At 48.2% G+C, this 17,543-nt stretch carries 16 protein-coding genes and 1 riboswitch; of the genes, 1 reads left to right on the top strand and 15 read right to left on the bottom strand.

The features are described from left to right. Positions 1 to 194 precede the first annotated feature (194 nt). A complete protein-coding gene (locus PPRO_RS12095; RefSeq protein WP_011736305.1) occupies positions 195 to 911 on the top strand; it encodes a Crp/Fnr family transcriptional regulator in 717 nt (238 codons plus the stop codon). A gap of 57 nt (positions 912 to 968) precedes the next feature. On the opposite strand, the gene PPRO_RS12100 is transcribed toward PPRO_RS12095, so the two are convergent. The 15 genes from PPRO_RS12100 to PPRO_RS12160 form a co-directional block, all read right to left on the bottom strand. Continuing rightward, positions 969 to 2,447, bottom strand: coding sequence for an Ig-like domain-containing protein (locus PPRO_RS12100; RefSeq protein ID WP_049759715.1), 1,479 nt, complete (start codon positions 2,445 to 2,447; stop codon positions 969 to 971). Between the two features lie 96 nt (positions 2,448 to 2,543). After that, positions 2,544 to 2,631: riboswitch (cyclic di-GMP riboswitch) on the bottom strand. A gap of 292 nt (positions 2,632 to 2,923) precedes the next feature. Beyond that, entirely contained in the window at positions 2,924 to 3,544 is a 621-nt protein-coding gene (locus tag PPRO_RS12105; protein WP_011736307.1) for a YdcF family protein, read from the bottom strand. Positions 3,545 to 3,708: 164 nt separating this feature from the next. After that, positions 3,709 to 3,969: a Txe/YoeB family addiction module toxin gene (locus tag PPRO_RS12110; RefSeq protein ID WP_011736308.1), complete on the bottom strand. Its 261-nt coding sequence runs from the start codon at positions 3,967 to 3,969 to the stop codon at positions 3,709 to 3,711. After that, positions 3,962 to 4,216: a type II toxin-antitoxin system Phd/YefM family antitoxin gene (locus tag PPRO_RS12115; RefSeq protein WP_011736309.1), complete on the bottom strand. Its 255-nt coding sequence runs from the start codon at positions 4,214 to 4,216 to the stop codon at positions 3,962 to 3,964. The genes PPRO_RS12110 and PPRO_RS12115 overlap by 8 nt, the downstream gene beginning before the upstream one ends. 185 nt (positions 4,217 to 4,401) lie before the next feature. Beyond that, positions 4,402 to 4,818, bottom strand: a complete 417-nt coding sequence (locus PPRO_RS12120; protein ID WP_011736310.1) for a type II toxin-antitoxin system HicB family antitoxin — start codon at positions 4,816 to 4,818, stop codon at positions 4,402 to 4,404. Between the two features lie 156 nt (positions 4,819 to 4,974). After that, on the bottom strand, positions 4,975 to 6,084 hold the full coding sequence (gene wecB, locus PPRO_RS12125) for a non-hydrolyzing UDP-N-acetylglucosamine 2-epimerase (RefSeq protein WP_011736311.1): 1,110 nt from the start codon (positions 6,082 to 6,084) through the stop codon (positions 4,975 to 4,977). A 37-nt stretch (positions 6,085 to 6,121) separates the two neighbouring features. Continuing rightward, positions 6,122 to 6,799: a PEP-CTERM sorting domain-containing protein gene (locus tag PPRO_RS12130; protein ID WP_041532304.1), complete on the bottom strand. Its 678-nt coding sequence runs from the start codon at positions 6,797 to 6,799 to the stop codon at positions 6,122 to 6,124. Between the two features lie 305 nt (positions 6,800 to 7,104). Beyond that, the gene (locus tag PPRO_RS20970; protein WP_157040008.1) at positions 7,105 to 8,697 is read right to left on the bottom strand and encodes a hypothetical protein; all 1,593 of its coding nucleotides are present in this window, start codon (positions 8,695 to 8,697) and stop codon (positions 7,105 to 7,107) included. A gap of 220 nt (positions 8,698 to 8,917) precedes the next feature. Continuing rightward, positions 8,918 to 10,030, bottom strand: a complete 1,113-nt coding sequence (locus PPRO_RS20265) for a glycosyltransferase (protein ID WP_011736314.1) — start codon at positions 10,028 to 10,030, stop codon at positions 8,918 to 8,920. A 3-nt stretch (positions 10,031 to 10,033) separates the two neighbouring features. After that, on the bottom strand, positions 10,034 to 10,642 hold the full coding sequence (locus tag PPRO_RS21675; protein WP_011736315.1) for an acyltransferase: 609 nt from the start codon (positions 10,640 to 10,642) through the stop codon (positions 10,034 to 10,036). Next, positions 10,639 to 11,940, bottom strand: a complete 1,302-nt coding sequence (locus PPRO_RS12145; protein WP_041532306.1) for an O-antigen ligase family protein — start codon at positions 11,938 to 11,940, stop codon at positions 10,639 to 10,641. The genes PPRO_RS21675 and PPRO_RS12145 overlap by 4 nt, the downstream gene beginning before the upstream one ends. 2 nt (positions 11,941 to 11,942) lie before the next feature. Further along, the gene (locus PPRO_RS12150) at positions 11,943 to 13,112 is read right to left on the bottom strand and encodes a transglutaminase-like domain-containing protein (protein ID WP_198138270.1); all 1,170 of its coding nucleotides are present in this window, start codon (positions 13,110 to 13,112) and stop codon (positions 11,943 to 11,945) included. 143 nt (positions 13,113 to 13,255) lie between these two features. After that, the gene (locus PPRO_RS20270) at positions 13,256 to 14,416 is read right to left on the bottom strand and encodes a glycosyltransferase family 4 protein (protein ID WP_011736318.1); all 1,161 of its coding nucleotides are present in this window, start codon (positions 14,414 to 14,416) and stop codon (positions 13,256 to 13,258) included. Further along, positions 14,413 to 16,017, bottom strand: coding sequence for a glycosyltransferase (locus PPRO_RS20275; RefSeq protein ID WP_011736319.1), 1,605 nt, complete (start codon positions 16,015 to 16,017; stop codon positions 14,413 to 14,415). The genes PPRO_RS20270 and PPRO_RS20275 overlap by 4 nt, the downstream gene beginning before the upstream one ends. Positions 16,018 to 16,062: 45 nt before the next feature. Continuing rightward, complete coding sequence (locus tag PPRO_RS12160; RefSeq protein WP_011736320.1) at positions 16,063 to 17,535, bottom strand: oligosaccharide flippase family protein; 1,473 nt, start codon at positions 17,533 to 17,535, stop codon at positions 16,063 to 16,065. Positions 17,536 to 17,543: the final 8 nt, after the last annotated feature.

A 17,543-nucleotide genomic window follows, 5' to 3' on the forward strand; every position in this document is an offset into this window, starting at 1 on the left:
GAGACGGCAGCCGATGGTGCCAGCCTGAAATGTAACAGCTTCTTAGTGCTGGCCGTACCCCGGTCATCCGTGGTATCTCAAAAAGAGAGGCTTCAGGTCCGGGCGATGCTCTTCGGCAGCATCCCCCCGGAGCCTCGGGACCGGGAGGCAAGGCGCCACCGGCGCGGGAGCAGAGAAGGGAAGGAGTGGAACCAATGACTACCGCACCACCGAAAAAACGTAGCGATCAGATCCTTAACAGCATCCCCTTCTTTGCGGGGCTTTCCGATGCGGAGCTGCAGGAACTGGAGTCCCAGATCAGGCGCAGGCAGATTTCGCGGAACGAGGTGGTGCTCTTCGAAGAGGACACGGCCAACTACATGTACATCGTCTATTCCGGCAAGGTCAGGGTGGTGAAGATCAACGTGGACGGACGTGAGCAGATCCTGGCCATCCACAGGAAGCGGGATTTCTTCGGCGAGATGTCGCTCCTGGACGGCAAGACGTCGCCGGCCACGGTTATCGCCATGGAAGACTCGGAGATCGGGCTTTTGGAAAAGGACGACTTCGACCGGTTCATCGAGAACAACGACAAGATGCGGCGGCACATCATCGACATGCTCTGCTCCCAGCTGCGCGAGGCCTGGATGATGATCAGGATCATGAGCTTCGATAACGCCGAGAAGCGGATCATGGCGGTGCTGGACCGCCTGCAGGATCTGTACGGCATAGGAGACGACCGGGGGAGGATCATCAACGTCAAGCTGACCCACCAGCAGATCGCCAGCTACGCCTCGGTCACGCGCGAGACCGTGACCCGGGTGCTCAATCAGATGAAGAGCGAGGAGTTGATCCGGGTTCTGGAGGGAAAGACGATCCTGCTGACGAAGAAATTCTACGACAGGTTCAGCAGCATCGCCCCGAGCCGCTGAATCACCTACCATTTCCATCCCGCCCCTGGTCATCTCAACTATTCCCCCGGATTCATGTCAGTTTTTCACGTTTACCCGCGCCGTCGCCTGCCGGCTGTTTCCCGCCGCATCATAGGCCCTGACCAGGAGGGTATGGCGGCCGTTTCCTGTTGTCTTGGTGTTCCAGCTGTAGCTGTAGGGGGACGTTGTGTCAGCAGCTTTCAGTACGCCGTCAAGGAAGAACAGGACCCTGCTGACGCCAACCGCGTCCGAGGCTTTGGCGCTGACCGTGACGGTGCCGCCCACCCGGGAGCCGTCAGAGGGTGATGTGATGGCAATCGCGGGAGCGGTGGTGTCGTTGGACACTATCACCCCTACGCTTGTCGTGCCCATATTCCCGGCAGCGTCATAGGCCCTGGCCATGAGGGTATGGCTGCCGTTGGCTGCTGTGCTGGTGTTCCAGCTGTAGCCGTAGGGGGCCACCGTGTCGCTGGCCTTGAGGGAACCGTTCAGGTAGAACTCAACCCTGGTTACCTTCACATTGTCGCTGGCCGCGGCGCTGACCATGACGGTGCCGCTTGCCCGTGAGCCGGCAACGGGAGAGGTGACAGCAACCTTGGGAGCAATGGTATCGTTGGACACCGTCACCGGTATGCTACTCAGAGCCACGTTTCCGGCAGCGTCGTAGGCCCTGGCCATGAGGGTATGGCTGCCGTTGGGTGATGTTTTGGTGTTCCAGCTGTAGCTGAAGGGGGCCTTGGTGTCGCTGGCCTTGAGCGAACCGTCAAGGTAAAACATGACCTTGCCCACCTTCGTTTTGCCGGAGGCAGATGCGCCGACCGTGACGGTGCCGCTCACCACGGAACCGGCGGATGGCGATGTGAGGGAGACCAGGAGGGAGCCCGTCTGCAGGGACGTGCTCGCCTTGGGCAGGGTGATGGTTACGCTCCTGCCCACTGCGTTGGAGACGTTGCCCGCCCCGTCCCTGGCCCATGCGTAGAGCGACTTTACGCCAGGGCTGGAGAAGGTATGGGACGTGGGGGGGGCGGCCGACCACCCGGAAGCGCTGGGCTGGGGCATGGTGGTGGCCCCTTCGGTCAGCAGGTAACCGGTGACGCCGATGTTGTCACTGGCCCTCAGGCTGGTGATCGCAACAGTCAGGGAGCTCGATGTGGAGGGAAGGGAAAACGACGACACGCTCGGCGCGGTCGTATCGGCAAGGGGGATGGTTTCCACAATGACATTGGAGTAGGAGCTCTCCAGTCCGGCTGTATTGTAGGCGGTTACCGCGAAATAGTAGGTATGCCCCGCCTCCAGGCCGCTCAGGGTGGCCGAGGTAAGGGTTTTGACGTCGATGGGGGCAGCCCCTTCAACTGCTCCGGTGCCGTTGAAGGGCATTTCGGCCGAGTCCATCCGGTAATAGACCCGGTAGCCGGCCAGATCGCTGTCGCTGTTGGGATCCCACTGTAGGGTCACGCTGCCGGAGGCGAAGCATGTGCTGTATGCCGCCAGGGAGAGCGCCAGTGCGGTAATCAACGAGAGCAGATTGGTTTTCATAGCCTGTCCCTTTCCTGTCATCTGGTCCCTGTTCACCAGCCGGGGGCGGCAAAAAAAAGAAACAGTCCGTCGAGCATGCTGCTCGCGGAGCTGTTTCTCGCCAACCCGTCTATCCTGACCGATCCACCAATCAGGACCCGCGGCTTTGTGTCCCCAGGTTACCCTGGGTTTACCCCTTCGGAAACAGGACCACTGTTTTTTTGTGGTCTCCACCATCCACGAAAAGGGACCGTTCCTGTGTGACCGGAATCACCACAGCTCATGTTAAAAGCGAATAATTCAAATTTTTGACAAAATAAACGACGAAGAGGGGCAATGGCTTGCGATCATTTCCGTTTTCGGCACTCCGAGCGGATAGTGACCGCGGCAAGCGGGGAATGAAATCACGTTGGCAACCAGAAGGGGAATGTGACAGTTCTTTGGCAGGGAATTGGGGCGGGCTTAACGCGGCATGAATCCGCGCAGGACGGAGAAACTCAGGCAATCACCAGGTAGACCAACAGCTTCAGGTATTCAAGCCAGATGGGGTGGTACAGCTCGAAGCTGTTCTCCAGCGATGTCGCTGCATAGGGGATAACCCCGACGGCGGAAGGCAGTGACCTCCTGAAGGCCAGCACGGTGCGCCGCATGTGGGGCGCCGAACTGACCAGCACCAGGCTTTTTACCTGCTTCGACAGATGTCGGGCAACGGCTCTCGCCTCGGCCAGGGTGCCCAGCGCCCCCTCGACCGGAGACAGGAGCACGATCCGCTCTTTCGGGACTCCGCGCCAGGCCAGGTAGTCAACGGCCCATTGCGTCCTGCTCCAGGAGGTCCGGGCCGTGAAGCGGTACTGGCCGCGGGAATCGTCCCGCATCAGCAGGATCAGGGGCACCCGCCCCATCTGCACCAGGTCGGCCGCCGCGTCCAGTCTCTCCCACAACGCCCCCCCGCCAGCCAGGACATAGCAGGCATCGCCACGGGCATGCATATTCTGGACGACGAGCGGTGCGGCCAGCCAGGCCCGGACCGACGGAACAGAGGGGAAGGCAACCAGGATGAGCCACAGGGCGGCGACGATGAATAACCATCTGACATAACGAGTGGTAATCGACTTCACGGCAAATTATCCGGAGAGAGATGATGTCATGGGGCGGTTACAGGATATCACGGAACACCAGCGGCAGATCCATCGCTGGCCGTCATCCCGGGTCAGGTAATAACCATAAGTGTATCGATTTGTTACGTTTTTCGGCCAATAGTCCCATCAGACACCTCACACATTCAATAGTGGTAACGACAGGCAATCACGACCAGATCGATGCCATCCACAGCGTATATCAGACGATTCGTCTCATCAATGCGACGGGACCAGAAGCCGGAAAGATTTTCCCTCAAGGCCTCGGGCTTGCCAATTCCTTCAAACGGACTGCGCATGGCATCCCGGATCAGCAGGTTGATGCGTTTCAGCGTCTTTTTATCCTGGGTCTGCCAGTACTGATAGTCTTCCCAGGCTGCGAATGTCCAGACCAGTCGGTCAGGCATCGGTCAGTTTTTCGTGTACCAGTTGTCCCGCTCGGTACTGTTCGATTGATTTGGCAAGGTGGGCTGCGTTGGCAGGTGTTTTCAGGAGATGAACGGTCTCCATGAGGCTGTTGAAAGTGTCGAGGGACATGAGAACGGCGCCTGGAGAATCCCGCCTTGAGATGATCGTATAATCCGAATCTTCAATTGTCTGGTCGATCACATGTTTTAGATGATTGCGTGCATCGGAAAAATTCACAACCCTCATGGCGCACCTCTTGTCCTTTTAGTTGTACAACTATATCGTCATTGGCTGGGAACAGTCAAGGACTGTTGAGCGCCTACACCTGAAAACATTTATGGATGAGAAGAAGAGTCTCATCCTGGATTCAAACGTTATCCCCTGCATCCCCCTCATCCCTGTTAAGAGAAAAGGGGCTGAGCCACTGCCGGCTAGGCCGCCTTACGCCGATCCTCCGCGCCTTCCCGCCTCCCGAGTCCCTCGGAAATGAGCATCAGCACAAGAGTGTTGATACTGACGCCTTCGGCTTTTGCCCGTGCCTGAAGGGTGGCATGGAGAGAACGGGGAAGCCTCTGAACGAATTTGACCGGCTTGCCCTCCTCGTCGTAATGCGAAGGTGCCGGGATCTGCCGCCCCATGTCGGTCTGTGCCGATACCCAACTGTTAAAGGCGTCACGTCCGTTGATGAGCGCTTCTTCCATGGTTTCACCGTCTGATATGCAACCGGGAAGGTCGGGGAAGGTGATCATGTACCCGCCGCCGTCCTCGGTCGATAGCGGCGCGATGACATGGCCGTAGGCTTCAAAGGGATAGGATGCAGCAACGGGCTTGATGCGTTTGACGTTCATGGCGTCTTCTCCTTGAAAGCCCAGAAGCTTAGCACCTTGTAACGCTAATTTTTTCGCACCAAACCCCTCCAAACCTCCCCTTATCAGGGGAGACTTAAAGGCTTCCCCCCTGACAAGGGGGGACTGAGGGGGGTTGGTTTTAGATGTTACGCGGTACTAGCACGCCATTTCATCCAGCAGTACCCGTACGATCCTCTCGGCTGCCCTGCCGTCCCACCTGTCCGGCACCCTCCCCTGCGGCAGGTCGCCGGAGAGGATTTTGCGGGCGCACTCCAGGACCCGGGCGGGGTCGTTCCCCACCAGGAAGTTGGTGCCCAGTTCGCAGGTGATGGGGCGTTCGGTGTTGTTGCGCATGGTGATGCAGGGGACGCCCAGCACGGTGGTCTCCTCCTGCAGGCCGCCGCTGTCGGTGAGCACCAGGCGGGCGTTCATGTTCAGATGCAGGAACTCCAGGTACCCCAGGGGCTCGGTGACCCAGAGCCCGGAGACTGCGTCGCCGCTGGAGAAGAAGTGGCTGAGGCCGAACTGTTCGGCCATCTTGCGGGTGCGGGGGTGGATGGGGAAGATGATGGGGAGTTGACGGGATATGTCGGCTAGCGCCTCCAGCAGGCCGCCCAGCACAACGGGATCATCCACATTGGAGGGGCGGTGCAGGGTCAGGGTGGCGAACCCCTTCGGCTTGAGCCCCCACCTGTCCACAAGGCCGACCTCTTTGGCCTTCTCCCGGTGCCTGAGCAGGGTGTCGATCATGACGTTGCCGACAAAGTGGATCTTCTCCTGCCCTACCCCTTCGGCCAGCAGGTTCTCGTCGGCGAAGTGGTCGGTGGTGAAGAGGAAGTCGCAGAGCACGTCGGTACAGAGGCGGTTGATCTCCTCCGGCATGCCCATGTCGCGGGAGCGCAGGCCGGCCTCCACGTGGGCCACCTGAATGCCCAGTTTCTTGGCGGTGATGGTGCAGGCCATGGTGGAGTTGACATCCCCCACGACGATGACCAGATCGGGCTTCTCCCTCAGGCAGACTTTTTCGAATTCGACCATGATCTTGGCCGTCTGTTCGGCATGGGAGCCGGAGCCGACCTCCAGGTTGATATCCGGCCTGGGCATGCCCAGGTCGACGAAGAAGGAGCTGCTCATCTTCTCGTCGTAGTGCTGGCCGGTGTGGACGAGGAGATGGTTAATCTGTTCGGGATATGCGTTCATGGCCTCGATGATCGGGGCCATTTTCATGAAGTTCGGGCGAGCACCGACGATGTTCAGTATTTTCAAGGCCTGCTCCTCCTCGTATCGTGCCTTCCCGTCAGGTTCAAATCCGTTTCCTCGCTCCCCGTCGCCACGCGACCAGAGCAAATCCCGCCAACCCTGTACCCACGAGGAGCAGTGACGCCGGCTCAGGTGCCGCAATCGCCACATTCCAGGTGCCCGCAACCCAGGGATGGGATGTATCAGCCTGGCTGTCGTAGCCGTTGATGATAACCAGATCGCCCGAGAGATCGTGCCCCGGCGCAAGGTTATTCAGAGAAATCCAGGGCGGTCCGTATATCCATGCATCCGCATCCGAAACCCTGCCGGTGGGTGGCTCGGCGACAAAATTTGATATGTACGGCTCGCCTGCACTCGTGCCGACAAAAGAACCATTCATGGTCAGAAACAGATTTGAAAAACTGTTTACGGAGAGCGACGCGCTATATTTCGTATTTCCCGCCAGCAGAGCACCGCCCCCTCCAGCCAATGACGGCCCCATGTCCTGCCACTGGCTAGGGCTGCCCCATGAATTTCCGGTGCTTTCAAACAGGTTGAAGCCGATTGACGAGTCCTGTACCCAGGAAGGAGTGGAATAGTAGGTAAGCGTCAGATTGATTCGCTGGTTTGGGGTGGCATGAACAACAGAGAGAGGGAAAAATAAGAAAAAAAAGCTGGACAGAAAAAAAATGCGAAACCCCGACAAGCCATAGCAGTTTTTCCCTGTTTCAAATAGCCACATTTTTCTACCTCCGTCAGCAGAGATAGAGCAAATTAACACATACTCTAAAACAATGAAACTCAAATCTTCATAGGTTATTTATTAGTCGTATGACACCATATACTCTCCGATCTACCAGTAGAATCGCAATAGCGACTACAATCTATTTAGAGTGAAGGCGAAATTTGACCCTACAAGCTATCTCACTGACACAGCAAGTGCACTACTTATAATTTCAGTTAATTTGATTTATTTACATAAAAACAGGACCATCTATTTATTCAATAAAGAGTCCTGCTTTATTAATGCCACCAACACAAACAAAACTATTTTATCAAAGTGCCTTTAAAATTCACAGGAGCCTTAATAGATGTGTCTTCACAAGTAATGAGTATACTTTCTATGTCAGAATTAGCATTTATTGTACCTCTTCCACGATGCACAGCACACTTTTGATTCTCAGGATGAGATGATATGGTTACATTATAATCAGATCCTGGCATGTAGTATTTCATAAAAGAGAAGTTTATTGTATTAGCCCTATTGTCAGAATTAACAGCAATTTCGTCTTGACCATTGTTTTTCAATGTCAAATTGCCTTTCATTAGAATAACAGTACCCTTAACTTTATATGAACTAGAAGCCAATCGAGTCATATCAACCTGAAAAACGTGTATGAGAGGCAATCTATTAGATAAATTACTCGTATCGCCGCCAGTTGAAGCAATATATAATCTTTGCGTTGAAGGATCATATGCTGCGGAACCACCATATATATCAACACCAACAAAATCAAATGGCAGCTTCCAAACGGCATAAGGCAACACATCCCACGGCTTCTTTTGCCCAGCTTTCACCGCAATCAGATCATTAGTATCGTATGCCCACGCTTGATAGATATAAGGATATTGATGTGGCCCTTTTCCACCAACACCTGTTGGATCGTAACATTCGTCATTTACCGTGCCTATCAAAGCAGGATCTCCAGTAGAGCCACCATAACAATATGGACCTAGACCGTGATATCCAAAATAAAGCAGACTTCTGCTTCCTGGAATCATCATCATTCCCTTAATCCTCGTGCTTAACGACCAATAAGCACTTGATGGCTCTCCAAGTGCAGGAGCTGGATTTCCAAGAGTTGAGTTCGTAACAGGGTAATAGAGCAAAGGAACATCTGGCACAGGGGTGACCACTCCCAAATTAGCAGGGTCAAAAGCAAAAGCCGCTGGCCCCGCCGATGTCCGGCTCACAACAGATATGCAGCCATTTCCAGTCAAAACGGGTCCCCCCAAAGCCGTTTGCATACTTTCAGGCACCAATGACATAAATCCAGAACGAAAGCTTACTCCACTTGTATCCGAACCAACTTGGAACATTCCTTTAAAATCACCAAGCGTTGAAAGATTTAGGCCTGAAGTAAAATGTGATGTAGCTACGGAGGGACTTCCAACGCCATAGTAAGAATATGATGTACCTATCAGCTTATTGTTATATACAAGCAATCCACCTAGCTTTCCGTATGTGCCACTAATTTTTACACCACCGCTCGCCAAATTACTTATATTTCCTTCGGTAATATCAGAAAAATTTTGTAGTACAGTGGCAACCTTAAGACTAGACAAGTTTGCACTGTTCACTGGCTCAGGAATGCTAACTTCTGACACCATTTGGTTTTGATCATGTCCAACAATAAAAAGCGACTTGTTTGTTGGATTGAAAGTAATTACCGCACTTGCATACGAGAAAGAAGATGCCCCAAACGTTCCAACTGGCAAACGAAAGGCACCAACGTAGTTTAAATTATTAGCATAAATAAGTGGATCCTCGGCAAAAACAATATCATTCGTCAAAAAACAAATAAACCCAATTAAACAAGACACAAATTTAAACTTCTTTTTACTTGTCATCAAGTTCATAGTCATACTCCTTTTTCTAAAGAGCAATTATCAACACGCTACAAAATACTAGATTTACACTCCATAGCACTACCATTATTTCAAGCATTTAGCATTAAATCAATCATTGTCGGCAATATTATAGCAAAACATTTCCATTAACATCATATTACATTCAAACACCAGAACAATAAATAACAAAACGCAAATTACATCTAGCATAATATTCATATTCATTTGTCTAAAATATCAATCTATCATAAACAACGGCATACTCCCTAGCCATCCTATCATTTGAGTAATCTTGTTCAACCTTTAATCTGCCATTATATGCCAGTTTCTCGGTTTTTTCAGGATGATCCATCAGGAATATTAACTGTTCTGAAAGCTGTTGAAAATCTCCAACTGAAAACAATAAGCCAGTTTCATTATGCGACACAAGAATGCGGTTACCAGGGATATCGGATGCTACGACCGGAATATTCAGCGCCATAGCCTCCATAACACACCGTGGTGTCCCTTCGGAAAGAGACGGCAATACAAAACAGTCAAATCCTCTCAGGAAACAAGCGGCATCAGTCCGAAATCCAGCAAAGAATACGAGATGTTCTATAGCCAGAGCTTTTGCATGAGCCTTGAGTTGGCGACTGAAATCGCCATCTCCCACTAGAACAAGCTTGACTCTACGTCTAACTTCGGACAATGCAGCAACTGAATTCAATAACGTAACAAGATCCTTACTCTCTACCAACCTTCCAACATAACCAATAACATACGAATCATCATCAAAACAGGTATTAGCAACAGATGAACGCACTTCATCAATATCAACACCATTTGTAATCAAGCGAATATTCCCAGTACAATATCTTTGAACATCACAACACAGTGTCTCAGATAAAGGACAAACCATATCCATAAACCTGAACAAAAAACGATCAAGTTTTTCATACAACTGAAGCTTCGTATCCTTCTCCACACTCCAACCATGGGGGGTAGTCAGAATTCTGCATCCTGCCACTTTTGCAGCTAAAATCCCTAATAAATCGGATTTATAGCCATGACCATGAATAATCTCAACTCCCTCATTCCGGGCCCAGCTTGCCAAGCGCACAGCAGCAAAAGGATTAAACTTACCCCCAGTCACAAAATCAAAAGCGTCTAAGCCACGTTCAGTTGCAGCCAAAACAACTGCAGATTGCTCCCCTTCGCGATCAACCAAGTTTACCAGAGTCGAGCGAAAGTGTCTGTCATCCATAGCTCGCATGAGCGCAAGGATCCAACGTTCTGCTCCATACAGACCGCTACTCCCAATAAGATGAACAACATGGATCTTTTTCTTTCGTTGACTCAAGAGTTACCTCTCCCTGTCCGACACGCTTTCCGGCAGCCTGTTTTTAAGCACCTTCGCCGGATTTCCTCCCACGATGCTGAACGGGGGGACATCATTCACCACAACACTACCGGCCGCCACAATACTCTTACGCCCTATATTCGCCATAACAACCGAACTGTTACCCAGCCAGCAATCTTCACCGATCACAATCTTCACCAGCTCCCCGCCCTGCTCCCGCATGGGAATATCCAACCGATCAAAACTATGCTGCGTCTTCCCACTGATTATGTCCACATTGCTCCCCAACATCACGTCGTCCTCAATCCTGCATAAACCGATACAACAGTTGGTACCGATATAGACACGCCTACCAAGCTCGATTCCGTGTTGATTGAGGCGGGTGCCAAATTCAATGCAGCAGTCGTTATGGCATTCAGCAAGAGACAGACAGTAAAATTGTCGACGCAGATAATTCCCCGGAATGCCGGGAATGAGGCTCAGCAGTTGAGAACATCCCTGAAACATCTGATCAGATTTGATGAAGCTCTCTCCAACGATCAAAACGGCATAGAGAGGCACAACCAGAATCTTGGCACTAAAATCTGCTATCACTTTGAAAAATGCTTTCATGCAGGATCAAGTTTCTCCTGACATATCTGCGCAAGTGAATTGTTGATTATCAACAGAAAAAAGAAGATTTCATAGGTGTTGAGGCTAAGGAACAAAGAACATACCACAAGGCCAGAAAAAGAGATCATACAAGTCTTATTGTATTGATCAATCCGTTTGGCAGTTTCATCGGACTTTTCAGCATTGCATCGAAGCAATACTCTTCGCGCATTACGATAGAATGTATATATCAGAAGGACATAGCAGACACCTGCACCAAGCCCAGACTCCGCCGCAAACTGAATGAGTGTGTTATGGGCTACCATGGGACGATGTTCGATAAATATGGGAAGTGCCGTTACAAATGAACCTAGCCCCACACCAGTGACAGGATGAGTCAGTATCATCTTCACCCCTCCGCCCCAGGCATCCAGCCTGTCAGTTGCAGAACGGTCACCCTCATATTCTGCGATTATTTCGCTCCTGTCCTTCATGACGCTACCCGCCTGCCACTGATAGAACATGAAAGCCCCCAACAAAACAGGAATCGCCAGAATCTTCCTTTTACTCAAGAAAAGCCCCACAAAGAGAGTCACACAAATACCAAGTAGACCACCACGGGAACCGGTAAGAAAGATTGCATGCCCCCCCAACGGGATAACTGCCCACAACAGATACCGGAGCCATTTCTTACGGACTTCCATCCCCAGGTAAAAGACAAACGGGAGTCCTGTAACAAAGAACATGGCAAAAGCATTTTCATCGCCATAAATTGAGCCACCACCAATGCTCCTCGGTCCCATCAAGCGCCCCATGTTGAACTGGCTCCAGTTGGCGGAGAGATACTGATCATTCGCCCAGTAAGCCAAATATATGACACTCACCACCATGACGAGCGTGAGATACCGAATTTTTTTCAGATCATCGACGGTAATCGTGGCACAGAAGTAAAACAGGAACACATTGTTCATGAGCGAAAAAATCTGCTCCGGGGTACGGCCACCAGAAGCATACAAATCGACAAACGGGCCAAGCCAATAGGAAACGGCCAGAAACACCCAGAGGAGCAAAACATAGAGATTGAGGCGGGTCTTGAGGAGTCGAGGGGCAAGGTTTCCCTTTAATAGATCAATGCCAATCCCGGCTATAGCGAATCCTGCCACAAGAAGCGATACCCGCACCCCATCAAAAACCCACCACCAGATATATTGGGGGCCGAGCAGTGAAAGAAAATAATACGAAGAAATCCCAATCCACGGCCTCATCAGAGCGGAAAAACCGGTTACCATAATGAGCAAAAGTAGGAGAATTTTTCCCACAGTCACTTCCCTCGCTCTAGGCCAACGTCAACTGTTACCTTTACAGGCACTCCCCTGTGGCCAAAAGAATTAACCGAACAGACCGTCAGTGAGTTCCTTCCTTTATGCAGTTTCCAGTTAAATCTTGCAGACTTTTCGCTAATCCTAAAAGCATCATCCACGGTTATCTCAAAATGAGAATAATTGGGTGTAACTGTATCCATGTATATCGGTATTGTCCTGGTTGATTTATTGGACCGAACGAAAGAGACATGCGTCTTGTTGATATCCCAATACAGGGCGTGGGGGTGATTGATCTTTGTCATCAAAGTCAGCACTGGCGGCAACCTTCTGTCATCCCAGAAGAGTGTAGCAACGTCGCTCCGTCGCGGATGGCCAGGAAAATATCTATTTGAAAGCCAATCATTTCTCATGTCGACATTGAAACAGCGATAGTAGTTAAATAATATCGGAATGCGGCGTTCAAACTCAGCATCGGCCCTCCGCCTTCCTTTAACTATCGTAATGCGATCGGTTGTTCGATCCATTACTGCATTATGGATCTCGAGGACACTCAAGGGCATAGCGTCACGCTCGTACCAGATGTTGAAATCAGGATCAACGGCGACCCATTTTACATATCGGTTACTCCAAACCTCGGCAATCGCGTGCATATCGGAGGATTCATAACCGTCCTTTGTCAAGGATACGAGACGAGCCTGATGCCCGAGTGCTGATGCGACCTGAATGAAAGTCATGGCATAGACATGGCACCAGAACCGCTTGCCATGACGAGAATGAGAAAGAATAACACCTGCATCGAACTCTCCCGGGGCGAACGCATCCGCTCCGCTCGTTCCATGCACCCATTGCCCATGAACCCAATCCAATATGGTGATTATCTGCAAGAAATCATCATCAGTCGTAACGGCGAGTTTAGACAGCCCGTATTTCTCTCTCAAAGAGGCAAGACGGGGATCCGACGATGGTTGATAGGAAAACGGATACCTACTGCGAATGAGAGGACTGTTATCATAACGACTCACCACTACGGTTTCCCCAGGGAACATACTTCCAATAACCTCTGCCAGTTTTGCGGAAGAAACGAAGCCATCAGGGAAAGTCGTTATTTTATCGGGACCAACAGGACAAGGCATAGTTATTGGCGCGGGATCATGCAGCGCAACAAGCATGCTGACACCATGGAGAGTCATACCGCGCAACAAAATCCTGGAAACTTCGAGAGGGCTTTTACTGTAATGCCAGGATATGAGCAATACCCCGATAAGCATTAAAGCTGGTACAGCCCAAAGACATCTTTTCAACACAGGACTTTTCATCTCTTAGAGGAAAGCTCAGAAAAAATTCCTTCCGCCTGCCGAATCAACACATTCCAGTCAAATTTCCGGCGGACCCATTCCGCGGCAAAGTGTCCCATAACTCTTAATATTTCGTCATCGGAAAGCAATTGCGTCAAAGTATCTGCGATGGCTTCCGGGCTTTCAGCGTCCACCAGCATTCCGGTATAACCCTGGATCATGGTTTCGGCCGTACCACCCGACATACCGGCAACAACCGGTTTACCACATGACTGCGCTTCAACCAGCACCATGCCAAACCCCTCAAAGTCTCCGTCAACCTCTCGATTAGCCAGAACAAACAGATCACACTGTTGATAACAGGCAAGCATAGTTGCGTCGTCAACTTTTCCGAGAAGTTGCACATAATCGCCAAGACCATGTGAAGTAACAAGAGATTCCAAGTAACCTAGCTCTTCCCCATCACCAACGATAGAATATAGAACATTGGGAATACTTTGACGTATACGCTCCATGGCCAATATCACATGATCATGTCCCTTTCGTTTTTGCAACCTTCCGACCGTCAGGACAACCTTCCTCCCACTCCAACCATATTTTCGACTGATTTCTTCATTTCGATTTGCAGGAGTGAAATAAGAGGTATCAACCCCCGGGTGCATGATATGAACGGTATCAGACAGTCCCGTATATTTGACAAAGGAGCGATGGGTATTGTTGCTATTTACAACGATACGATGTGCATTTGCATAAACCAGTTGAGAGAGGAGTTTGTATTGCCTACTACTATGATAGGTAGGCAATTCCTCCCCGTGAACATAACAAAGATAGGGGATGCCGAGCCATTTCCATGCAAGCCAGCCCAATAGCCCCTCCGGCAGACCACGACCACAATGAATTACAGAAATATGTTTGAGCTTTACCGTTAAGTGCAGAAGCTTTATTAGTTTCAGGTACTGTACAATTGCAGAAAAAGACAACAAGCCCCAGCTTGAAAAAGCTAAAGGCCAGCGGATACAACATAGACAATGCTGTAAATCAAATTCGGTCGCAAAAGCATCTTTTCCAGCAGCAATAATATAGGATTCATAGTCGAGCCTAGAATATATCTCCCAAAACCAACGACCACTGCCACCAATTTTTGGAGGAAAAATCTCTGAAATCAATAATGTTTTCATACTGTAGCAACTTTAAAAAAATCTTTGGCCATATCAATTACATTCGAATAACGATTACCAGGACTGGGGTTCAAGGCTTTTCTTACAACAGGAGAAAATTCACCTAATTTTTCAGGAATGTATCCCTGATCCCATTGTTGACGTCGTGTTTTAAACTGATCAATAGTATTAACATCATCATCTACATATGAAGCCAATAAAGCACCAATAGAATAGACATCGGATGCACAGTTCGCTCCACACCCATCAAAAATCTCTGGAGCATATGTTTGAATAGATGAAATTGCTTTTTTTTCCTTAAGCTCATCGGTCGCCCATCTATCAACCGCACAGCAGTAGCTATTCAAAAGACTACGAACATTATTAATATTTATAAGACCTTGATACGGTTCAAAACCAAACCAAGCTAAATGACAACAGGAACTGTCTGCATCAAAATACAGATTATCATTTCTAATTTTATTATGAGCAATCATATTCCGGTGCATATCCGCAATACTTGCGTAAATTGATTTAAAAATTTTACCAACAGAAATATTATTCAATTGAAGCTCTTTACATTCTCTAATATTGGGCATAAATTTCCAATTTGCATCAATAAAGCGCTCAGATATGTTGTTTGTTTTATTAATCGATATCAACTGTAAAGGACTTTTTATTTGCCATGTTTTTACAGAATTAAATCTGCTCTCAATTTCATCAATACGCCATCCCAATTTTAAATACGAATCCAACAAATAAAAAGCAATATTTTCTCCATTTATATTTTCTCCTTCGAATACAAACTCATTACCCCACCGTATGGGAGCAATAATCTTTGGTAAACAAGAAGATCTATCTCTGACAAAAGAAGGTAGGCGACTTATGTCATACTTAATGGCGTTCAGAAATTGTCTTAATTTGCCATAGCCACCACCTTCTCCCAAAAAATCGCGTGAAGTTGTCATGCTTCCTTTTGCATATGCTCCTTGCAGACCGATATTTTGGACATAGCTCGGGGTCATACAAATTATCGGGTAATTCTTCAAGCGAGACCAGTGGGTATAAGCCGTATCATAAGCTATCCCCTCATCTCGGAATGGCCCGACATCCTCGTATACTTTCCGGGGAATCAGCCAGTTCAACGCAGGTTGTTTCCATTTCAGTAGATAGGTTCTTCCATTCAAACGCTCAATTGAATGCTCACGCCTGAAAGGCATATTCAAGGCTGAAAATATTCCATTGCGCTCATCGGCAATAAAATCATTGTAGGCGCCTGACAACCTAGAAAACCAGTCGCGATGGTAAACCACATCATCATCAACATTTACATAGAAAGGAGCATCATTATATTCTTGGCAAACCATTGAAAATGCATGCTCTTGACCTGCATTAGGTCCACGATTGATGTGATTTCTAACAACCCTGACTCTTGAATCACTACGAAGCACCTTATCAAAAAAATCAGTCATTCGAGAATCAGTTGAACAGTCATCATAAATCACAAGTTCAACGCAGCTTGGTAAATTAGATGACAGAATACTAGAAATACTTTTAAATATATATAAAAAATCATAGGATTCAGAACCAGCCCACGTTTTCATAACTATTGGAATTTTCATTCAACACACCAGCCTATAATACTTCACGATTTAAAATTTAATATTTTAGATAAATTTCCGCATTGCAGCATAAATGTTTTTTATAACTATAACTTCTGGTTGTTTTGTAGCAAAGATAAACGCAATCAACAGTATTGGAAAAAGAACGATTAAACATATCTCTAAAATAATATAATATAATTGATTAGCTATATATGTGTTTTGCTTTATTGCAACCAATGAAACTGCCATTAAAACTACCATTACAAGCCTTGACCACTCAATATTTACACAATTATACTTTCGGTAGACTATATAACCTCCAATACTAAAACCGAAATAAGTACCAACAGTGGCCCAAGCAGCCCCAAAAGCACCCCATTTTGGAACAAGTAGACAATTCAATCCAACGTTGTATATCAGCGTCAGCATGTAATTTATAGTAAATAAGTGCGTTTTTTTTGATAGATTAACACCCACGCGTACAAAAGTATGCAAAGCATAACCCCAGACGCCCAACGAAATTATTGGAATATATTCGTGCGCAGTAAAGTAGGAAGGTGCAGCAAAAATCTTCATAACAAGATCGGACATAACTGCTAAAATGAGAAGAGCATAAGCCAATATTGTCATGAAATAGGTGCATATTTTGCCGTATTGGTAGGAGGCATCGGGGTATTTAGCTATTTCGTAGATAGAACTTGACTCCCAAATCCGTACAAATGAACTCATAAATACAGTATTGAGCATAAAAGGAAACTGATATGCCAGCGAATAAAGACCAACATCCTCCATTGAGGCGAAAAACTTGATAAAAAATCTATCTAAGTTATGCATGGCTGCCGCAGCCAACACAGTCGGAACAAGAGGAAGTGAAAATTTGAGCATTGGAATTATCACCTTAAAATCAATGACAAGGCCATTCTTAAAAGCTACGAATGCATACAAGCCTACATCAAAAATAAAGGCAACCAATAAATTTCCTACCAACATTCCAGTAACACCAAGATCTCTGAACACAACTAAATATAAATTCAGTGACGACTGGAACACAACTTGAACAGTATTAATTACAATGTATTGCACTGAGTATTTATTAACTGTTAAATATGAATCAGCAACACTTCTAATTATATTGAGCAATATGGTAGCAAATGCAAGTTTAAAGTAGAGTACATTTACCCCATTTCCTAAAATGAATTCTGAGATTTGTTTACTAAAAGGAAAAATGCCAAGACCAAAAAAAACAGTAGCAAGCAAGGAAAAACAAGCGCCTGTAGCCATAACCGTGCGCCTGAAGCAAACATCCGTACTGTCGTTATAAAATCTCACAATAGCAGAACTGAATCCCAACGCACAGAGTATACGTAACAATTCAACAGAACTATCCAAAATAGAGATGATTCCGTAATCCTGTTGTCCTAAGCAACGGGTGAAGAGGGGCAGCATCCCTAATCGTATTGCAGCGGCAATCCCCCATCCAAGCATATATATCAAGCTATGTTTGCTGATGTCGCAGAGTGAATTTTTTAATGACATATTTACTT

Source organism: Pelobacter propionicus DSM 2379, assembly GCF_000015045.1.
Lineage (GTDB): Bacteria > Desulfobacterota > Desulfuromonadia > Geobacterales > Pseudopelobacteraceae > Pseudopelobacter > Pseudopelobacter propionicus.